At 42.8% G+C, this 15,981-nt stretch carries 16 protein-coding genes; 3 read left to right on the top strand and 13 right to left on the bottom strand.

From position 1 onward, the window contains the following. Positions 1-74: 74 nt before the first annotated feature. The 8 genes from lptC to AC5JP1_RS02800 all read right to left on the bottom strand — a co-directional run bounded on the left by lptC (position 75) and on the right by AC5JP1_RS02800 (position 7,651). The gene (gene lptC, locus AC5JP1_RS02835) at positions 75-659 is read right to left on the bottom strand and encodes an LPS export ABC transporter periplasmic protein LptC (protein ID WP_443527163.1); all 585 of its coding nucleotides are present in this window, start codon (positions 657-659) and stop codon (positions 75-77) included. Further along, the gene (locus tag AC5JP1_RS02830; RefSeq protein WP_319051560.1) at positions 656-1,222 is read right to left on the bottom strand and encodes a KdsC family phosphatase; all 567 of its coding nucleotides are present in this window, start codon (positions 1,220-1,222) and stop codon (positions 656-658) included. The genes lptC and AC5JP1_RS02830 overlap by 4 nt, the downstream gene beginning before the upstream one ends. 69 nt (positions 1,223-1,291) lie before the next feature. Continuing rightward, positions 1,292-2,284 carry a KpsF/GutQ family sugar-phosphate isomerase gene (locus AC5JP1_RS02825; RefSeq protein ID WP_493843045.1) on the bottom strand — a complete coding sequence of 331 codons (993 nt, stop codon included), beginning with the start codon at positions 2,282-2,284 and terminating at the stop codon, positions 1,292-1,294. A 223-nt stretch (positions 2,285-2,507) separates the two neighbouring features. Next, a complete protein-coding gene (gene hfq, locus AC5JP1_RS02820) occupies positions 2,508-3,032 on the bottom strand; it encodes an RNA chaperone Hfq (RefSeq protein ID WP_493843044.1) in 525 nt (174 codons plus the stop codon). Positions 3,033-3,469: 437 nt separating this feature from the next. Then, positions 3,470-4,642: a tRNA (adenosine(37)-N6)-dimethylallyltransferase MiaA gene (miaA, locus tag AC5JP1_RS02815; protein WP_493843043.1), complete on the bottom strand. Its 1,173-nt coding sequence runs from the start codon at positions 4,640-4,642 to the stop codon at positions 3,470-3,472. Positions 4,643-4,694: 52 nt separating this feature from the next. Further along, entirely contained in the window at positions 4,695-6,476 is a 1,782-nt protein-coding gene (mutL, locus tag AC5JP1_RS02810) for a DNA mismatch repair endonuclease MutL (protein ID WP_493843042.1), read from the bottom strand. A gap of 49 nt (positions 6,477-6,525) precedes the next feature. Beyond that, positions 6,526-7,056, bottom strand: coding sequence for a tRNA (adenosine(37)-N6)-threonylcarbamoyltransferase complex ATPase subunit type 1 TsaE (tsaE, locus tag AC5JP1_RS02805; RefSeq protein ID WP_493843041.1), 531 nt, complete (start codon positions 7,054-7,056; stop codon positions 6,526-6,528). Continuing rightward, positions 7,049-7,651: a 6-pyruvoyl trahydropterin synthase family protein gene (locus tag AC5JP1_RS02800; protein WP_493843040.1), complete on the bottom strand. Its 603-nt coding sequence runs from the start codon at positions 7,649-7,651 to the stop codon at positions 7,049-7,051. Before AC5JP1_RS02800 ends, tsaE begins: the two co-directional genes overlap by 8 nt. 357 nt (positions 7,652-8,008) lie before the next feature. Between AC5JP1_RS02800 and AC5JP1_RS02795 the strand changes: the two genes are divergently transcribed. Continuing rightward, positions 8,009-8,134 (top strand): hypothetical protein, encoded by a 126-nt coding sequence (locus AC5JP1_RS02795; RefSeq protein WP_319051553.1) that lies wholly within the window; start codon positions 8,009-8,011, stop codon positions 8,132-8,134. Between the two features lie 247 nt (positions 8,135-8,381). Here AC5JP1_RS02795 and AC5JP1_RS02790 read toward each other — a convergent pair whose 3' ends face one another. Both AC5JP1_RS02790 and AC5JP1_RS02785 read right to left on the bottom strand, forming a co-directional pair. Further along, positions 8,382-8,714 (bottom strand): YnfA family protein, encoded by a 333-nt coding sequence (locus AC5JP1_RS02790; RefSeq protein ID WP_443527170.1) that lies wholly within the window; start codon positions 8,712-8,714, stop codon positions 8,382-8,384. A gap of 6 nt (positions 8,715-8,720) precedes the next feature. Continuing rightward, positions 8,721-9,533, bottom strand: a complete 813-nt coding sequence (locus tag AC5JP1_RS02785) for a PhzF family phenazine biosynthesis protein (RefSeq protein WP_493843039.1) — start codon at positions 9,531-9,533, stop codon at positions 8,721-8,723. A gap of 350 nt (positions 9,534-9,883) precedes the next feature. Here AC5JP1_RS02785 and htpX point away from each other — a divergent pair, with 350 nt between their 5' ends. Continuing rightward, complete coding sequence (htpX, locus tag AC5JP1_RS02780) at positions 9,884-10,798, top strand: protease HtpX (protein ID WP_493843038.1); 915 nt, start codon at positions 9,884-9,886, stop codon at positions 10,796-10,798. 63 nt (positions 10,799-10,861) lie between these two features. Here htpX and AC5JP1_RS02775 read toward each other — a convergent pair whose 3' ends face one another. After that, positions 10,862-12,136 (bottom strand): saccharopine dehydrogenase family protein, encoded by a 1,275-nt coding sequence (locus tag AC5JP1_RS02775; protein ID WP_493843037.1) that lies wholly within the window; start codon positions 12,134-12,136, stop codon positions 10,862-10,864. Positions 12,137-12,434: 298 nt separating this feature from the next. Then, positions 12,435-13,676: a carboxynorspermidine decarboxylase gene (locus AC5JP1_RS02770; RefSeq protein WP_493843036.1), complete on the bottom strand. Its 1,242-nt coding sequence runs from the start codon at positions 13,674-13,676 to the stop codon at positions 12,435-12,437. A 99-nt stretch (positions 13,677-13,775) separates the two neighbouring features. Between AC5JP1_RS02770 and AC5JP1_RS02765 the strand changes: the two genes are divergently transcribed. Then, a complete protein-coding gene (locus tag AC5JP1_RS02765; RefSeq protein ID WP_493843035.1) occupies positions 13,776-14,441 on the top strand; it encodes a DUF924 family protein in 666 nt (221 codons plus the stop codon). 145 nt (positions 14,442-14,586) lie between these two features. Here the strand turns inward: AC5JP1_RS02765 and AC5JP1_RS02760 are convergent, their stop codons facing one another. Then, positions 14,587-15,831 (bottom strand): CAP domain-containing protein, encoded by a 1,245-nt coding sequence (locus AC5JP1_RS02760; protein WP_493843034.1) that lies wholly within the window; start codon positions 15,829-15,831, stop codon positions 14,587-14,589. Between the last annotated feature and the right edge of the window lie 150 nt (positions 15,832-15,981).

The following is a 15,981-nucleotide window of genomic DNA, read 5'->3' as shown; positions in this document are numbered from 1 at the left end:
TTCATAATTCGTGATAGAAATTGCAAACGTCATGCTAGCTGCTATTTTCACATAATGGATAAAAAGGTTATGGGTTAAAACAATGCTTTATCTTGACGATCAGCTGGCATAAAAGCGACCGCGACTTGACCAAATTCATACTCACCTGTTTCAAGATTGGCTGTCATACTAGACGCTTCAAAGCGGTTCATGCCTTGTTCGATTTGGACGGGTTCTTCACTGTAGACTTGACCTGACTTTGTATTGCCTTTTAGCGTAGTCCCCGTCACTTTTATCGGCTCGATATCGGATGCGTCTTTATTCCCTTCGCTCACCAATGTAAAACCACCTGACAGGCTTAACTCCCCTGTCTGTTGACTGATAGCGGCAGTGCCCGCTTGAATACGATAACGCTGTTCTGTTGATGGCTCCCAATTCATCGTGATACCTGACATCTCATCTTGATCGGTTTCAGGATTATGAGTTAAAGATTCAGCAGTAAGCTCATACTCAGTTTCGCCTTCATCATTCGTTTGGACTGCTTTGATGTCAGTGGCTTCATAATCGACATCTGTCGTTTCAATATTGACTGGCGGCGTTACGTCGCCCTGCTGCTGAAAAAACCAACCAGCAATGCCTGCAATGATTAATGCTAGTACAATTAAAACACGTGTATTCACGACTGTTTATCCTGAGTTTGAGCTTCATCAAGCGTATAGCTCGCGATAAAGTCTTGATAATGTCCATGTCCTTTTAAGATGAGGTCACATATCTCACGTACTGCGCCAGTACCACCCGCTCTAGTGGTCACCATATCGCTACGCTTAATGACCTCTGCATGCGCGTTTGGCACTGTCGCAGCAAAACCCACTGTCTGCATCGCTTTGATATCTGGTAAATCATCACCCATATAAGCACAGTCGTCAGCAGTAATGTTAAGTTCAGGATCTAGAGACGATAACAGCTCGTTTAATGCAATGAGCTTGTCATCACGTCCTTGTACCACATGGTTAACACCCATCTCTGCAGCTCGTTTATTTACCATCGCACTACTACGACCAGTAATAATAGCGGTCAAAATACCATAACGCGCGAGAGACTTAACACCTACGCCATCATGCACCGAAAATGCTTTGGTCTCGATACCATTAGCATCATAGATGATTTGACCGTTGGATAAAATCCCATCGACATCCATAACCAATAGCTTTACTTGTCCAGCTTTTTTTATTAAGTCTTGCATTATTTTTCTCATCCTGACGGCTGTGTTACTGAGTATTTTATCTTGTCACATCATCGACGATCGATAGTATTATTTAACACCAGCTTGTAATAAATCATGTACGGTAATAATTGCTTCTAGATGGTCTTCATCATCGATAATCAGTAATTGACTGATACCATTTTCATTCATGACGCTCAAAGCATCCGATGCACGCATGCTTTTGTTAGCACGGCGTGGGTTGCTGACCATCACTTTATGCATAGGTGTTTGTAGATCAATGCCTTTTTCTAAGCCGCGGCGTAAATCACCATCAGTGAATACGCCAACAACTTTATCACTATCATCAGTCACTACTGTCATGCCTAAGCGTCCAGCAGACATTGTAAATAGCGCTTGCTGTAATGGTGCTTGCTGATCGATTAGCGGTAGGTCTTCTGATTTGGTATGCATCAAGTCTGCGACACGCGTTAATAACTGACGACCCAAGGCACCAGCTGGATGCGATAGTGCAAAGTCCTCAGACGTGAAATTTCGCGCATGTACTAAAGCCACCGCTAGAGCATCGCCAAGTGCTAAGGTAGCGGTCGTGCTCGACGTAGGTGCAAGGTTGAGTGGGCAAGCTTCTTGTGACTGACCAAGCGTCAGCACAATATCAGCGGCTCGTGGTAGCATACCGCGCTTATCACGACTGATACTGATTAGGGGTATATTAAGGTGTTTGACCACTGGCAAAAGCATTTTGATCTCATCAGACTCACCAGAGTTTGAAATAGCAAGCAGCACATCACCTTTTACGAGCATGCCCAAATCGCCATGCCCCGCTTCACCAGGATGCATGAAAAAAGAAGGCGTACCAGTCGATGCAAAAGTCGCTGCTATTTTACGTCCAATCAATCCTGACTTACCCATGCCAGTGACTACAACGCGACCCTGACAAGCCAAAATAATATCGCATGCTTGTGCAAACCGATCATCGATCTGCTCTGTCAGTAACGCCAATGCGGATATCTCGGTATTGATCGCTTCGATAGCAGTAGTAATGAATTGCTCATGGGTCAAATTATTTTTAGTATCACTCATGAATCTGCTCTATTTTTATGGTGAATCAGTATAGTATTTTACTATACTCTGCTTCATATTAATAATGGTCTACAAGATTTATAATACTGTCACAGTCTAATAGCTTTCCTAACAGCCATGAACCTGTTGATATAAAAAAAACCCACTATCGTAGCAGGTCTTCAATGGATACATCATAGCTTGATAGTGTATTTTATGCAGCACACTAAGATCATATAGCTATTTAGCTGTTGCTGTCATTTGATCCATCATCTGGCTTGTTTTCAAAGCCTGTATTGTCTATTGATGCATCAAAGCCGCGATCCTGACCAAAGCCGCCGCGCTCAAAACCGCGATCCTGACCTTGACCAAAGCTACCACGTTCAAATCCACGTTCTTGACCTTGGCTAAAACCACCACGGTTGAACCCACTACGGTTAGAAGCAAAACCGCGTTCGTCAAACCCACCAGCAGAATTGCTACCACGTTCAAACCCACCGCCTTGGTAGCCAGCTGGTGCCGCACTTTGAGGTTGTGTAGTAGAGCCTGTCGTTGTACTGCTACGTGGATTGCGTGCAGGTACAACTGTTGAGATCGCGTGTTTGTATACCATTTGGCTGACAGTGTTTTTTAGAAGTACAACATACTGATCGAATGATTCAATTTGACCTTGCAACTTAATGCCATTGACCAAAAAAATAGAGACAGGAATGCGATCTTTGCGCAGTGAGTTCAAGAATGGATCTTGTAAAGTTTGTCCTTTTGACATGAAATCTCTCCTAAATATTATATAGTTATGTTTTGGATGCCAATTATTCTAAGTGTCAATTTAATTATAATGGCTAAAAGGTAGATACAATGGTATTTTTTCTTTGTAAAACGTATCTAAATCAATATTGGTTGCTCTTAAGTGATTCCACTTTATCGCGAATACATTGTTATTGTAAATAAGTAAGTAACTACTTATTTCATTAATTATTTTTATCTACAAAAGTCAATTATTACTGGTTTGTGGCTTAGAAATTTGGCAAGAAGCATTGTGCCTTGCTCCATTTTCAGCCAATTCAAAGTATAACAGCTATCTATGCTAGTTTTTGAAACTAATTGTGATTACTTTCTTATACATACGTGGTATTCGTTATAGTAGTGAATCGTACACATGATATGCGCACAATAAATTAACAGTCAAAAATTATATTTATATATCTATTTGTATAAGTAGTCTCTTGCCTGCGCCATTGTAGCAAATGTTTGCAACACTATATTACTATCAATAAGTTCGGTAGTGGGGTCACAACCTACTGCGTTATCTAACGAAGTATTAGGCAACTGCATAACTTTTCGTAACCATGTGTACTGACGCTTGGCCAGCTGTCTCGTAGCATATAATGCCTTATTTTGCATTTCCTGACAAGCAAGTGCCTCAGCCTCGTGAGTTGTTGGCATTGACTGAGCAGTTGATTGCATCATGCCATATTGCGATTTGTTTTCTCTGGTTAGACTATCATTCTCTTCAAAAGCGTCATAAAACTGAGCTTTCTCTAAGTGCGGTTTATCAAATATCTCATGATCAATGCGAACCAAATACTCTAATACTTGTCGATAGCCGACGCAGCGCATCGACGGCATGTTAGGTGTCAACGAATATTTCTCAAGTAAGCCAATAACCTCAGTTACTAGCCCCTCATTCCACATAATATCTAGACGTTGTTCAATACGTACGTGCAGCCATGGACGCTCAGGCATAACCGATAACGCATACCACTGCTGAGCTGGATTATGTGCCAGCGCTTGTTTTGGTTGACGCTGCCACTCACTTATCGGCTTATTTGTCTGCAAATAGACTTCAATCGCGCGGGTAATACGCTGGGTATCAGTAGCGTTCAAACGCTCATAACTTATCGGGTCAATGTTACCCAGATAGTCATACAGTGCCGAAATCCCCTCTTGCTGGCGCCATTGTTCGACGCGCGCACGTACACTATCATCACTATCAGGCACTGGAGATAACCCATCGAGTAATGCCATGTAATACATCATTGTACCACCTACCAACAGCGGTATCTTTTTGCGCTCATGACACTCATCAATAAGGCGTGCCACATCAGTGACGAATTCAGCAACGCTATAGCTTTGTGTAGGGTCAATGATGTCAACTAAATGATGAGGATAGCGTGCCAGCTCAGCCGCTGTTGGCTTGGCCGTACCAATGTTCATGTCACGATATATGAGTGCTGAGTCTACCGAAATCAGCTCATAACGCCCCGTATCGTATAGCTCATATGCCAATGCTGTTTTGCCGCTAGCGGTTGGTGCCATTAGACACACTACACTGTTATCCGGCAAGTTTTGAGATACGTTATCAGACGAGGAATACATGGCGTTGCCTTTAGTCAAGTGAGGATGGCAAAAGTGAAGCTCAGTTTAACAGCTATGATTTTGAAGATAGCATCAACGCTACTAGACGGCTGCTGTCTATGACTTTGAGCGAACTATTTTTTAGTATCTCAGTGAGATCGGTCTCAAACATTATAGAGTCCTGTGCAGACATTTGAGAGTTGATCTCATTGAGTTGTTGATTGATATCGCTAGCACTGTTTGGCATTTGATTTTGATTAAATGCTTTGCTATCGAATAATTGCGATTCAAATAATTGATTCACCTTGGACTGCCAGTCTTTGACACTTACTAATAGACATTGACCTTGGTTGTAAAATAGCAACCAAGGCAATGTATTGTCATCTATGTTCGAGTTAATAGACGTAGCGGTTACCACGTTACCCAAACCAGTCACGATATCTAAGCAAACTGGTAATGAAAATGCGCGCAGTTTCATTTCAGCAGAATAATGTGGAGCGTCACTATTATTTTGATCTGTTGAATCACTAATGTGAGAATGTGTTGATTTTTGAGAGGATGTTTCTATTGGGTTTGATCTTGTTGGATCTGACTGATAGGACTGCCTAACAGACTGTACTCGCGGGCGACGTCTGTGAGTATCTGTAGGCTGCGTACTCGATGTGAACATTTCAGACGAGCGACCTGTAAGTGAGCCACCCATCAAAGCATTACCATCTGGTAGCTCTGAGCAAACCTCTTCAGCAGTATCAACCATCGGCGTAGATGTGGTCTTGACCGTCTCAATCGTTTTCAACTGAGTGCGGATCGTATGGCTCAAATGCGCCATGATGTTGTTAAGTGGGCTTATTTTGATACGCTGTTTCGATGGATGAACATTGATATTTAACCACTGGGCTGGTAATTCAAAATAAAGCGCGTAACCCACACCTGCCAGCTGGGCACTCTGAGCCAGTTGACGCATCTGGTTACTAATCAAGGCCTCTTTTACCAATCTCCCATTCACATAGATCAGCTTCGGTAAGGCCGTTTGCTCATGATGCATCGGCCACAGCCAACCGCTAATCGAGGCTTGGCTTGTCACCATATTATCGTACGCTATGGGCTGTTGTATAAGGCTCGATAAATCTATCGATATGTTGAGTGCATCATCCGTCAGCGCCATACCAGTGGCTTGCTCTAGACGCGATAGTGGCAAACGTTTATTGTCACTACTACTGTGGGTGCTTGCAGAGAGCGATAGCCGTTTTTTATTATCATGACATAGTGTTAAGGCAACATCAGCTCGTGCTAGTGCAACTTCGCGAACAATCGTCTCGATATGACCAAACTCAGTCGCAATAGATTTCAGGTTACCACGGCGTGCAGGCACATTAAAGTATAGATCTTTTACTACAATGGTTGTACCACGATTATGCACGATTGGCATCAGTTTTGGCGTATCATCCAGCACACCAGCGACCTGTAATTGACGACCAATGCCACTATCATCATGGCTGCTCGTCAAACTTAAACGAGAGACAGCAGCCATCGCCGCTAACGCTTCGCCGCGGAAACCCAGCGTCGTGATACCGTGCAAGTTGGCAACATCAGCGACTTTGCTGGTAGCATGACGCGTGATAGCCATGACCATATCGTCAGGATATATACCTGTACCATTATCTACCACTTCTATCGTACCCATACCACCTTGTGTGATGCGCACGTCAATATTGGTCGCGCCTGCATCAATGGCATTTTCAAGCAGCTCTTTGACTACTGCGGCTGGACGCGTCACGACCTCACCTGCTGCTAGTTGATTGATCAGCAGCGGTGATAGTTTTTTGATACGGATATAGGAATGGCTATCTGGCATTATTGACTGTCATGTTTTGGAAAGTTTGGAGCGCATTGGTAAGCATTGTTTAGATTTGCAAGTTTGTTAGATCTACACCTTGTGCTTGTCCTGTCTTCGATAACCGTAGTATCACTTGGCGGGCGTCATTTTCCGTACCATCGCTTTCATCTTGCGTCATATCAATATACAAGGTTGGCAATGGTAGATAGCCATCAGCGCGGCTTGCCCATTCGATGATAACTAGTGCTTCAGGCTCATCTAAATATTCATCAAAGCCAATAAAAGAAAGCTCTTCTGGATCTTGGAGACGGTATAAGTCTGCATGATAGACAGGCTTGGTTGTACCATTATTTTGCTGGATACTATACGGCTCAACCAAAGTATATGTCGGGCTCTTTACGGCACCAGTATGACCAAGTGCCTGCAACCAGTAACGCGTTAAGGTGGTTTTACCAGCACCCAAATCCCCTGCCAGCCACACACTACCCGTTAATGGCAATGCTGCCAGTTGCTTGGCCAATAACTGTGTATCTTGCTCAGAGTTCAGTATCAGCGTTTGCACAGTGCAACTATTTTTTATTGATTGGTCGTTATGCATTAGTCTGAACCTGCATCGTCACCGTTGGATTAGTAAAGCTTTCACCGCGAATCAGCTTGGCATACAGATCAGAGTCGGTCCATTCAGTACGAACTTGCTCACTAAATTCAAAGTCCTCTAAAACCAGCTTACCCATTTGCTCGTTTGTCACATCGTCAGCGAAACACTGCGCGTACCCTGTCGCCGTCTCATGAGCAATCACTGAATAAACACTAACATCTGCTTCGCCATTTTGCATTTGCGTCTGGCGCAGTATTTCTTGCGCCCAGAAAAATATCACACGTGAGAACTGTTCTGCCGATGGAGATACTGGCAGACTTATCCAGCGCGCGCTGAATTTTTTACACGCTGCAACATACTCAGGATCGTCTTTGTTCCAAAAACAAATCGCATGGTCAAAGCTGTCGATAATGTCTTTAATAGAAGATTTTAGCAGCCCAAAATCATAAACCATTTGCCCATGATCTAAACGATTAGCCTCTAAAATAAGCTCAATCTGATAGCTATGACCATGGATTGAGTGTTTGCAACGCTCAGAGCTACAATTACGAACAATGTGAGCATTTTCGAATTTAAACAGTTTACGTATACGCATAATAGGGTGACCAAAACAGTGAGCACGATGGTGCTAAATGTTAATAAATAAGAGTTTGCCGCGTTTATTCATCGGCTTTTAGCCATTATAGCAAATCGCTATGTATCCGTAAGTAAGCACTTATAAATACCATGATTGATTGAACAAATTAGCTGTAATATGATTTAGCTAACACAATGATTTTACTAAATAAAGTAAAAGGAATGAATCGTAGGCGAATTGTGCGAGTGCTATCTATTACTAACGCTTAGGCATATACTCGATTGGGTAACCGACTATGTTAGTCGTCACCATACTTACTTTGAGTCAGCTCAATTGGCTTAACGGGTTGTATGCGTTATCTACAAAGGAGTTACCATGAGTAAGGGTCAAGACAGTAAGAAGAACGTCAAAAAGAAGCCGCTTTTAACAGCTAAAGAGAAAAAAGCCGCCAAACAAGCTAAGAAAGACGGCAATAATGGCAGTATCCTAGGCAAGCACTAATTTTATATATAGATACTAATCATATAGAACGGTTCATCAAATCTAATCATTTGACGAACCGTTTTTTATTAGTGGCTATTTACTAACTAGGGTGTGTCTTCATTTTAAAAATGGTCATAAAAATGAGACACATTGCCATCAAACAAGGAAAATAGTCTCGATAATATCCAGCTATTTGACGCGGTTTGGCAAAATTTAGTCATTTTTAGTCCATTTAGACGACCATCGATTGAATTGAAGACATACCCTAGGCACTACGCGGCGCAAACATAATGATCGCCATACCAAGTAGCGCGACCACAGCACCTATTATGTCCCATGAAGTCGGACGAATACCATCGACAGCCCATAACCATAGTATTGCCATAAAAATATATACACCGCCATAGGCTGCATAAACCCTACCTGCAGCGGTCGGATGTAACGACAGCAGCCAAACAAAAGCGACCAAACTCAGCGCGCCAGGTATTAGCAGCCAGATTGACTTGCCTTCTCGCAGCCACAGATAAGGCAAATAACACCCTGCAATCTCAGCCAATGCGGTCAGCGCAAACAGCCCAACAGTTTTTAATTCTGTCAAACCTATCTACTCCTCAACGGTGATAAATCCAGTCAGATAAGGTACGGCATTGCCAGAAATGAGTACTCTATCCCCTACCACAGTACAGTCAAGCGCGCCGCCTCGGCTAGATGCTTGATAGGCAATCAATTCGCTTTTGCCCAAACGCTCTGCCCACAAAGGTGCAAGCCCAGTATGAGCCGAACCAGTCACTGGGTCTTCGTCACCGCCATTTGCTGGCCAAAAGTATCTAGAGACAAAATCATAATCCTGATAATTTTCTGAGGTTGCCTCACAAGTTACCACCACATCGTAAGGTGCTAGCTGCTTCAATTTGTCATTATCACGCACAACATTCAATACGTCGGATTCAGAGTCATAGATAACAAAATACGCTTGAGTATTGCGATAGACTTTAGCAGGCACAATAGAAAGCCCTGCCAATAAGCTATCAGGAATCTCATCAATTTTTTCAGGCATTGTATTGGGAAAATCCATTTGTATCTTGCCTGATTCTGTTTGGACAATGGTAAGTATACCAACTGCTTTGGCTGAAAATTGAATAACCTTTACGTTCGGGTTTTTCTTAAACAGCACGTAAGCAGAAGCTAAGGTCGCATGACCACAGAAGTCAATTTCAGTCAGTGGTGAAAACCAACGAATATGATAGACATCGTTATCATCAGTAACGATAAAAGCGGTCTCAGACAAATTATTTTCGGACGCAATAGACTGCATCAAAGTATCATCTAACCATTCATCTGTCACAATAACCGCAGCGGAGTTACCTTTGAACAAAGTATCAGTAAAGGCGTCAATAATATTTATTTCTAGTTGCATGGGATGTTCTCATTTTTATAATTTTTTAGAGATTAATCTTGGTCATCATTATCTTCGGAGAAATCAAAATAAGAAATAGTTGACCAAAACTTAATACTTAGATCGATAGGCAATAGTTTCGGTGACGTTGTACTGTAGCTAACCAGTCTTGGCAACGAGCTAATATACCTAGCTCGCTAATTGTCTCAAAAAACCTCGCTATAGTTGGGACAACATAATTATTTTAGCACTTTGACAATATTGAAATAGTATGACAGATAAAACCACAGTAAACTCTATCGTAGCAAACAAACCTTTTAGATAACTATCTACCGAGGTCATACAGATACTACATATAGGAAATCAGCCTCATGATGCGCATTGGATTGTTCTTATTAACCAACTTGGCCGTGATCGTAGTTTTTAGCATTGTGTTTGGGATACTGTCCAGATTTTTTGGGATTGGCGGTGTATACACGGCAGGTGGGCTAAACTATGTCAGTCTTGCTGTTATGTGCGGTATCTACGGTATGGTTGGCTCGATGGTGTCACTCTTTATATCAAAGTGGATGGCTAAAAAATCCACGGGTACAGTAGTCATAGAATCGCCACGCACCGCTACTGAACAGTGGCTGGTCGATACAGTAGCAAAACAAGCGCAAGCCGTAAATATCGGTATGCCTGAGGTTGGTATTTTTAATAATTCGCAGCCAAACGCGTTTGCAACTGGCTGGAATAAGAATAAAGCACTAGTAGCAGTGTCATCTGGTCTACTACAAAACATGAATCAAGATGAAGTCGAAGCGGTATTGGCGCATGAGATTGGTCATGTGGCTAACGGTGATATGGTAACTCTTGCCCTTATTCAAGGTGTGGTCAATGCGTTTGTGATGTTCTTTGCACGCATTATCGGTAGCTTCGTGGACCGTACTGTATTCAAAAACACCAGTGATCAACCCGGTATCGGTTACTTTATCACCAGTATTGTGATAGATATTTTGCTTGGGTTTTTGGAGTCTGCCATCGTGATGTGGTTCTCACGCTTACGTGAATTCCGTGCGGATCAAATGGGGGCCAAACTTGCCAGCCGCGAAAAAATGATCAGTGCGCTTGACGCATTGCGTCCTTCTGCACAGCGACCAGATCAAATGCCTGAGAGTATGAAAGCGTTTGCGATCTCGTCTGGACAATCTCAAGGCTTTAGTATTGCCAATCTGTTTCGCTCACATCCAACGCTAGATGACCGTATTGCGGCGTTGAGAGAATATAATCCTAATGAATTATAGTAAAAACTAGACACAAAAAAGCCTATCTTTTATAGATAGGCTTTTCTAAATAAAACTCGCTAACTAAATATCAAACTCAAGTGCTCTATCACCTTCGCTATCTTTGATACGCGTTGGCAGACCAATCTTATTGAGTAAATTGATAAATGGCTTGGCATCTAACTCTTCGACGTTGACCATCTTGCCTGCATCCCATTCGCCAGTTGCAACTAGCATGGCTGCCGCAACAGGGGGTACGCCTGCGGTATATGAGATACCTTGGCTACCCACTTCGTTGTAAGCATCTTTATGATCTGAGACGTTATAAATAAACACTTCAGTCTCAACGCCATTGATTTTGCCTTTGACTTTGTCACCAATGCAGGTCTTGCCTGTATAGTTCGGTGCCAGCGAGCTTGGATCTGGTAGTACGGCTTTTACAACTTTTAACGGTACTACTTCTTGACCTTCAGCCGTCATTACTGGCTGCTCAGACAGTAGTCCTAGGCTCTGTAGCACGGTGAATACGTTGATATAGTGCTCACCAAAACCCATCCAAAAACGGATGTTTGGTACATCTAAATTGGCTGACAATGAATGAACTTCATCATGACCACTCAGATAGCTGTTCTGCACGCCTACAACTGGTAGGTCATCCGTACGTTTGACTTCAAACATCTTATTAGACTGCCACTTGCTGTCTTGCCAAGAATAAACCGTACCGGTGAACTCACGGAAGTTGATCTCTGGGTCAAAGTTAGTCGCAAAGTATTTGCCATGGCTGCCCGCATTGATATCAATGATGTCGATATCCGTCACAGACCCTGCATCCATCATGTCGTAGCCAAGACGCGCATACGCATTGACCATACCAGGATCAAACCCTGCGCCTAAAATAGCAGTGACATTATTGTCTGCACAGCGCTGTTTACGTTGCCACTCGTAGTTGTTGTACCAAGGTGGCGTCTCACAAATCTTACGTGGATCTTCATGAATAGCCGTATCTATATATGCCGTGTTTGTCTCAATACAAGCTTCTAGAACGGTCATATTGATAAATGCCGAGCCAACATTGATAAGTATTTGTATTTTTGTGTCTTGTATCAGCTGCACGAGTGCTTGGCTGTCCATCGCATCGACCTGATGCGTATGCAAGACCGCAGCCTGCTTAAAGCTGTCTTTTTCTTTTACGCTCTGCGCGATAGCATCGCATTTGTCTTTGGTACGTGAGGCGATATGAATCTCGCCAAGTACATCATTGTGCATCGCACATTTATGTGCGACCACTTGAGCGACACCGCCTGCTCCGATGATCAGTACGTCTTTTTTGTTGGGCTTAGCTTGTTGGTTTGTGTTCAATGAACAATCCTCCTTTGTGTCCCTGTCGATACCATTGATAGCGGCTATGCAAAACAGAAACGAGTGAATGATATGCGTGAATTAAAAAGGAAGACCGAGGAAAACCCACGCACCCGTCGGGCAAATACCACTCCAGTATTTGCCCGAGGCGATTATAACAATTTTTATTCCCTTATCGGTAAAAAATATGCATAAAAAGCAGAGATACTAAAATACTCACTAATACAAACTAAGTCTTTGTTTTTTAATACTTAAAAATATCACAAACCGACAATAGCATTGTTTAAAAAACCAACCCTTAAGACAGGCTGGCTTTGTAGTCTTGGTAATCAAACTCACGCTGGATATCGATACGACCGTCCAAACGACGAATCACAATTGCAGGCATATTGACCCCATTGAACCAGTTTTTCTTCACCATCGTATAGCCTGCGGCATTACCAAAGGCAATCTCATCCCCTATCTGTAAGTTACTTGGTAATGCATACTCACCAAAGATATCGCCTGCCAAGCAAGAACGACCATAGATAATCGTATGGTCTGCTGACTCAGCATTAGCTTCAGACGGTGCAGCTTCCGCTGGATTACCAATAGGTGCGATATCAACAGCAGCATTATTGATCGCAGCAATCGGTGCTGACTCACGGTAAATCAGTAAATCAAGCATATGTGCTTCGATAGAGGCATCAACGACGGCTAAGTTTTTTTGATTATGCATCGTATCTAGGACAGTAGTGACCAGCGTACCCGCACCATGGATACTTGCTTCACCCGGCTCAAGATAGACTTGCACGCCATACGTCTCGCTAAATGCTTTTAATCTGTCAGCGAGCTTTTCTAGTGGATAATCAGGCGCGATAAAGTGAATACCGCCGCCCAAGCTCACCCACTCAAGCTGTGCTAATACATCACCGAATCTGTTTTCAATATCAGCCAAACTCTCACTAAAAGCGTCAAAGCTGTCGTTTTCGCAATTGTTATGAATCATAACGCCAGTGATATCACCAAGCACCGCTGCAATTTTGTCTTTGTCATGCTCACCAAGGCGGCTGAATGGACGCGCAGGGTCAGCAATCAAAAACGATGAGTTGCTGGTCTTAGGATTTAGTCGTAAACCGACGGGAATATTTTGCGCCGCTGCTTGGTCTTTAAAAGCATTGAGCTGAGAGATTGAGTTAAAAATAATCTTGTCAGCGTATCTCAATACTTCTGGCAGTTCATCTGCACTGTAGGCAACGCTATAGGCATGTGTTTCTTTTTTATCTTGGCTACCCGCCTCGGTATTATCACCAAAGGTTTCATATCCCAATCTAACTTCATTGAGCGACGATGAGGTCGTACCATGCAGATAAGGCTGCATCACATCGAACACGCCCCATGTAGCAAAACATTTCAACGCTAGTAATGCCTTGGCTCCAGACAACTCACACAAACGCGCGATGATTTTCATATTGGCGACGATGGCCGCTTCATCGAGCACATAATATGGGGTTGGTGGTAGTGTTGTGTTGGTAGAATTTTCTAGATTTTTTGCATTCATAATAGATTACCTAATAGACACTCTGCTGTTGGTATCTTGACAGACAGATATAAATATTTGCGCTATAGTAGACTAAATTCATCATAATTAGAATATCTTATGGCACTCTCAACCGATTATTCCACCTCTGCCAGCCGATCTCATTCTTCTCAACTAGACCCAAAAGACATAGATTTGACTCATCTCGATCCTGAGGCACGTGCAGTGTTGGATTTTTGGTTTAATGAAGACAATGAAGCCTGTTGGTTTGAACAAAATGATCATTTTGATAAGCAGATAGCGGATAAGTTCTATAGTACTTGGCAGGCAGCCGTGCAAGGTGAATGCGTCACTTGGCGTATTGCGGAGTCTTCACTGGACGGTAATAGCTCGGTTACGGCGCTGGCAGGACGATTAGCAGAGATTATCGTGTTGGATCAGTTTTCACGCAACCTATACCGCGGTCAAGCGAACGCTTTTGCTCAAGACGGTATGGCAATAGTACTGGCACAAGAAGCGGTTCAGCAGCCCTACTTTGATACGCTGCCGATGCAGTGGCGCAGATTCATCATCATTCCATTTATGCATTCTGAATCAGCACTGATTCATGACCGTTATCTGCCGCTATTTCAGCAGTTGAATGATCCAACCACATTGGACTTTGAGTATCGCCATAAAGAAATTATTGATCAATTTGGGCGCTATCCGCATCGCAACGAGGCGTTAGGACGCGACTCAACCAATGATGAAAAAGCCTTTTTGCAACAGCCAGACTCCTCGTTCTAAAGTCAAAACTGCTAATGATTAGTTGTATAACACGCTCAATGATAGTCAAAGGTGTTTTACAAAATAAGGGCTGAACCAGTTATCTGTTTCAGCCCTTATTCTACCCTATCGTCTCAATAGCCGAACTGGTGTTTTAGTTTACCTACTAATAATTTACTTGACCTGTGGTAAACGTAAATGATTGGGTTTCAGAAGCTTGATTGTCAACCAATATATCAAAGCTCACTTGATACTTTGTATTACCATAAAGACCACATTGTTGACTCTGGTCCGCACGACGCTTAACTTCACAGCTTTTGAGTGCATCGGTCAACGGTAATATAAAAGCTTCGTTCTCTGGTAGCTCGTAGTTGGTATTGCTGTACGGATCATTGTCAAAATCAATCAACTGAATCGGTACATCAGTATTACGCTGAGTATCACGGAACTTGATGTTACTGACTTTGATTTTATCTGCTGATGGCATACTCACATAAACAGGCTGTCCGATAGGATCAGTACGCAAATTGCGACCAGTTCCTCTAACAGGGTTTGGCGACTCATTATATAGCGCAGTTACTGTACCAGTCACCCCTTCGCATGGATAAGTAAAGACACCTGATACGGACCTATTTCTTGTCGCTCTTGTCGCTGAGGCATGGCTTACTAAGACATAGCCTTGATTAAGGGTTGGATTTTTGGCATTAGGTTTGTAAGTAACCATCCCTGTGCCGATCAGACTCGACGTTGGCAGCATCAAAGAACGCAGATGATACGGTGCGGCTAGCAATGATTTTGCCATTGAGGTTGCCACCATATCTACACTCAAGAAATTACCTGCTGAGCTGTAATAGACAGATTGAGCGATATTTTCTGTCGCACCATATTGTGCATTACTGTAGTTTGCATTTAACAATCTATCTGAGAAGTCCAAGCCACCAAAGAATGGATTGTTGTCGCCTGTGACGCTAGCAATATCACTGATTTCATTTTCGACATGGGCATTGAAGGTGGTTGGTGTGCTATTAGCAAATACATATTTGATATAGTTTGCATGCTGAATCGCAATATCGTCCAGTTTTGTATCACCAGAGAGACCACTTAGACCACAGCTGGTTCTGGCCAGACTGAATTGATTATTAGCACTTAATGCTGCTCGTGCGTTGTTGTCTACGGGTTCCTTATTTGTATTGTCTGGTACATCTCCGGCTGACTCTTCCTCTTCATCGGGCGACGCTGTGATAGGTACTGAAGTAATTGGTTCTGATACGATATCTTCTTGTGTTTCACTCGGTGGGTCATTAGGTACAGAGCTGCTATCGGAGTCTCCACCGCCACCACCACAAGCCGTTAAAAACACTGTTAAAAATAGTACTGAAGCGAGGTTTTTTTGAGGGATATGAGCTGTCATCTTTTATCCTATAAAATAGTTATGTATATAAATCATAGTGGAAATAAAAAATTAAACCAAAGCTTAGTTATTGATTTTACAGGTTTTTGTATTGGTATGAATATATTGTAATATACTTTATGGACTTTTGCTCGTTATTTCTAGAAAACA

The organism is Psychrobacter sp. H29 (assembly GCF_059073055.1).
Note: the sequence above shows the minus strand (reverse complement) of the source record. Positions and strands in the feature narration are given on the sequence as shown.

Coding starts and splice junctions, on each gene's coding strand:
- AC5JP1_RS02800 (WP_493843040.1), bottom strand. CDS start 7,651: ATGCGTATACGTAAACTGTTTAAATTCGAAAATGCTCACATTGTTCGT.
- AC5JP1_RS02795 (WP_319051553.1), top strand. CDS start 8,009: ATGAGTAAGGGTCAAGACAGTAAGAAGAACGTCAAAAAGAAGCCGCTT.
- hfq (WP_493843044.1), bottom strand. CDS start 3,032: ATGTCAAAAGGACAAACTTTACAAGATCCATTCTTGAACTCACTGCGC.
- miaA (WP_493843043.1), bottom strand. CDS start 4,642: ATGTATTCCTCGTCTGATAACGTATCTCAAAACTTGCCGGATAACAGT.
- AC5JP1_RS02770 (WP_493843036.1), bottom strand. CDS start 13,676: ATGAATGCAAAAAATCTAGAAAATTCTACCAACACAACACTACCACCA.
- htpX (WP_493843038.1), top strand. CDS start 9,884: ATGATGCGCATTGGATTGTTCTTATTAACCAACTTGGCCGTGATCGTA.
- AC5JP1_RS02830 (WP_319051560.1), bottom strand. CDS start 1,222: ATGCAAGACTTAATAAAAAAAGCTGGACAAGTAAAGCTATTGGTTATG.
- mutL (WP_493843042.1), bottom strand. CDS start 6,476: ATGCCAGATAGCCATTCCTATATCCGTATCAAAAAACTATCACCGCTG.
- AC5JP1_RS02760 (WP_493843034.1), bottom strand. CDS start 15,831: ATGACAGCTCATATCCCTCAAAAAAACCTCGCTTCAGTACTATTTTTA.
- AC5JP1_RS02785 (WP_493843039.1), bottom strand. CDS start 9,533: ATGCAACTAGAAATAAATATTATTGACGCCTTTACTGATACTTTGTTC.
- AC5JP1_RS02765 (WP_493843035.1), top strand. CDS start 13,776: ATGGCACTCTCAACCGATTATTCCACCTCTGCCAGCCGATCTCATTCT.
- tsaE (WP_493843041.1), bottom strand. CDS start 7,056: ATGCATAACGACCAATCAATAAAAAATAGTTGCACTGTGCAAACGCTG.
- AC5JP1_RS02825 (WP_493843045.1), bottom strand. CDS start 2,284: ATGAGTGATACTAAAAATAATTTGACCCATGAGCAATTCATTACTACT.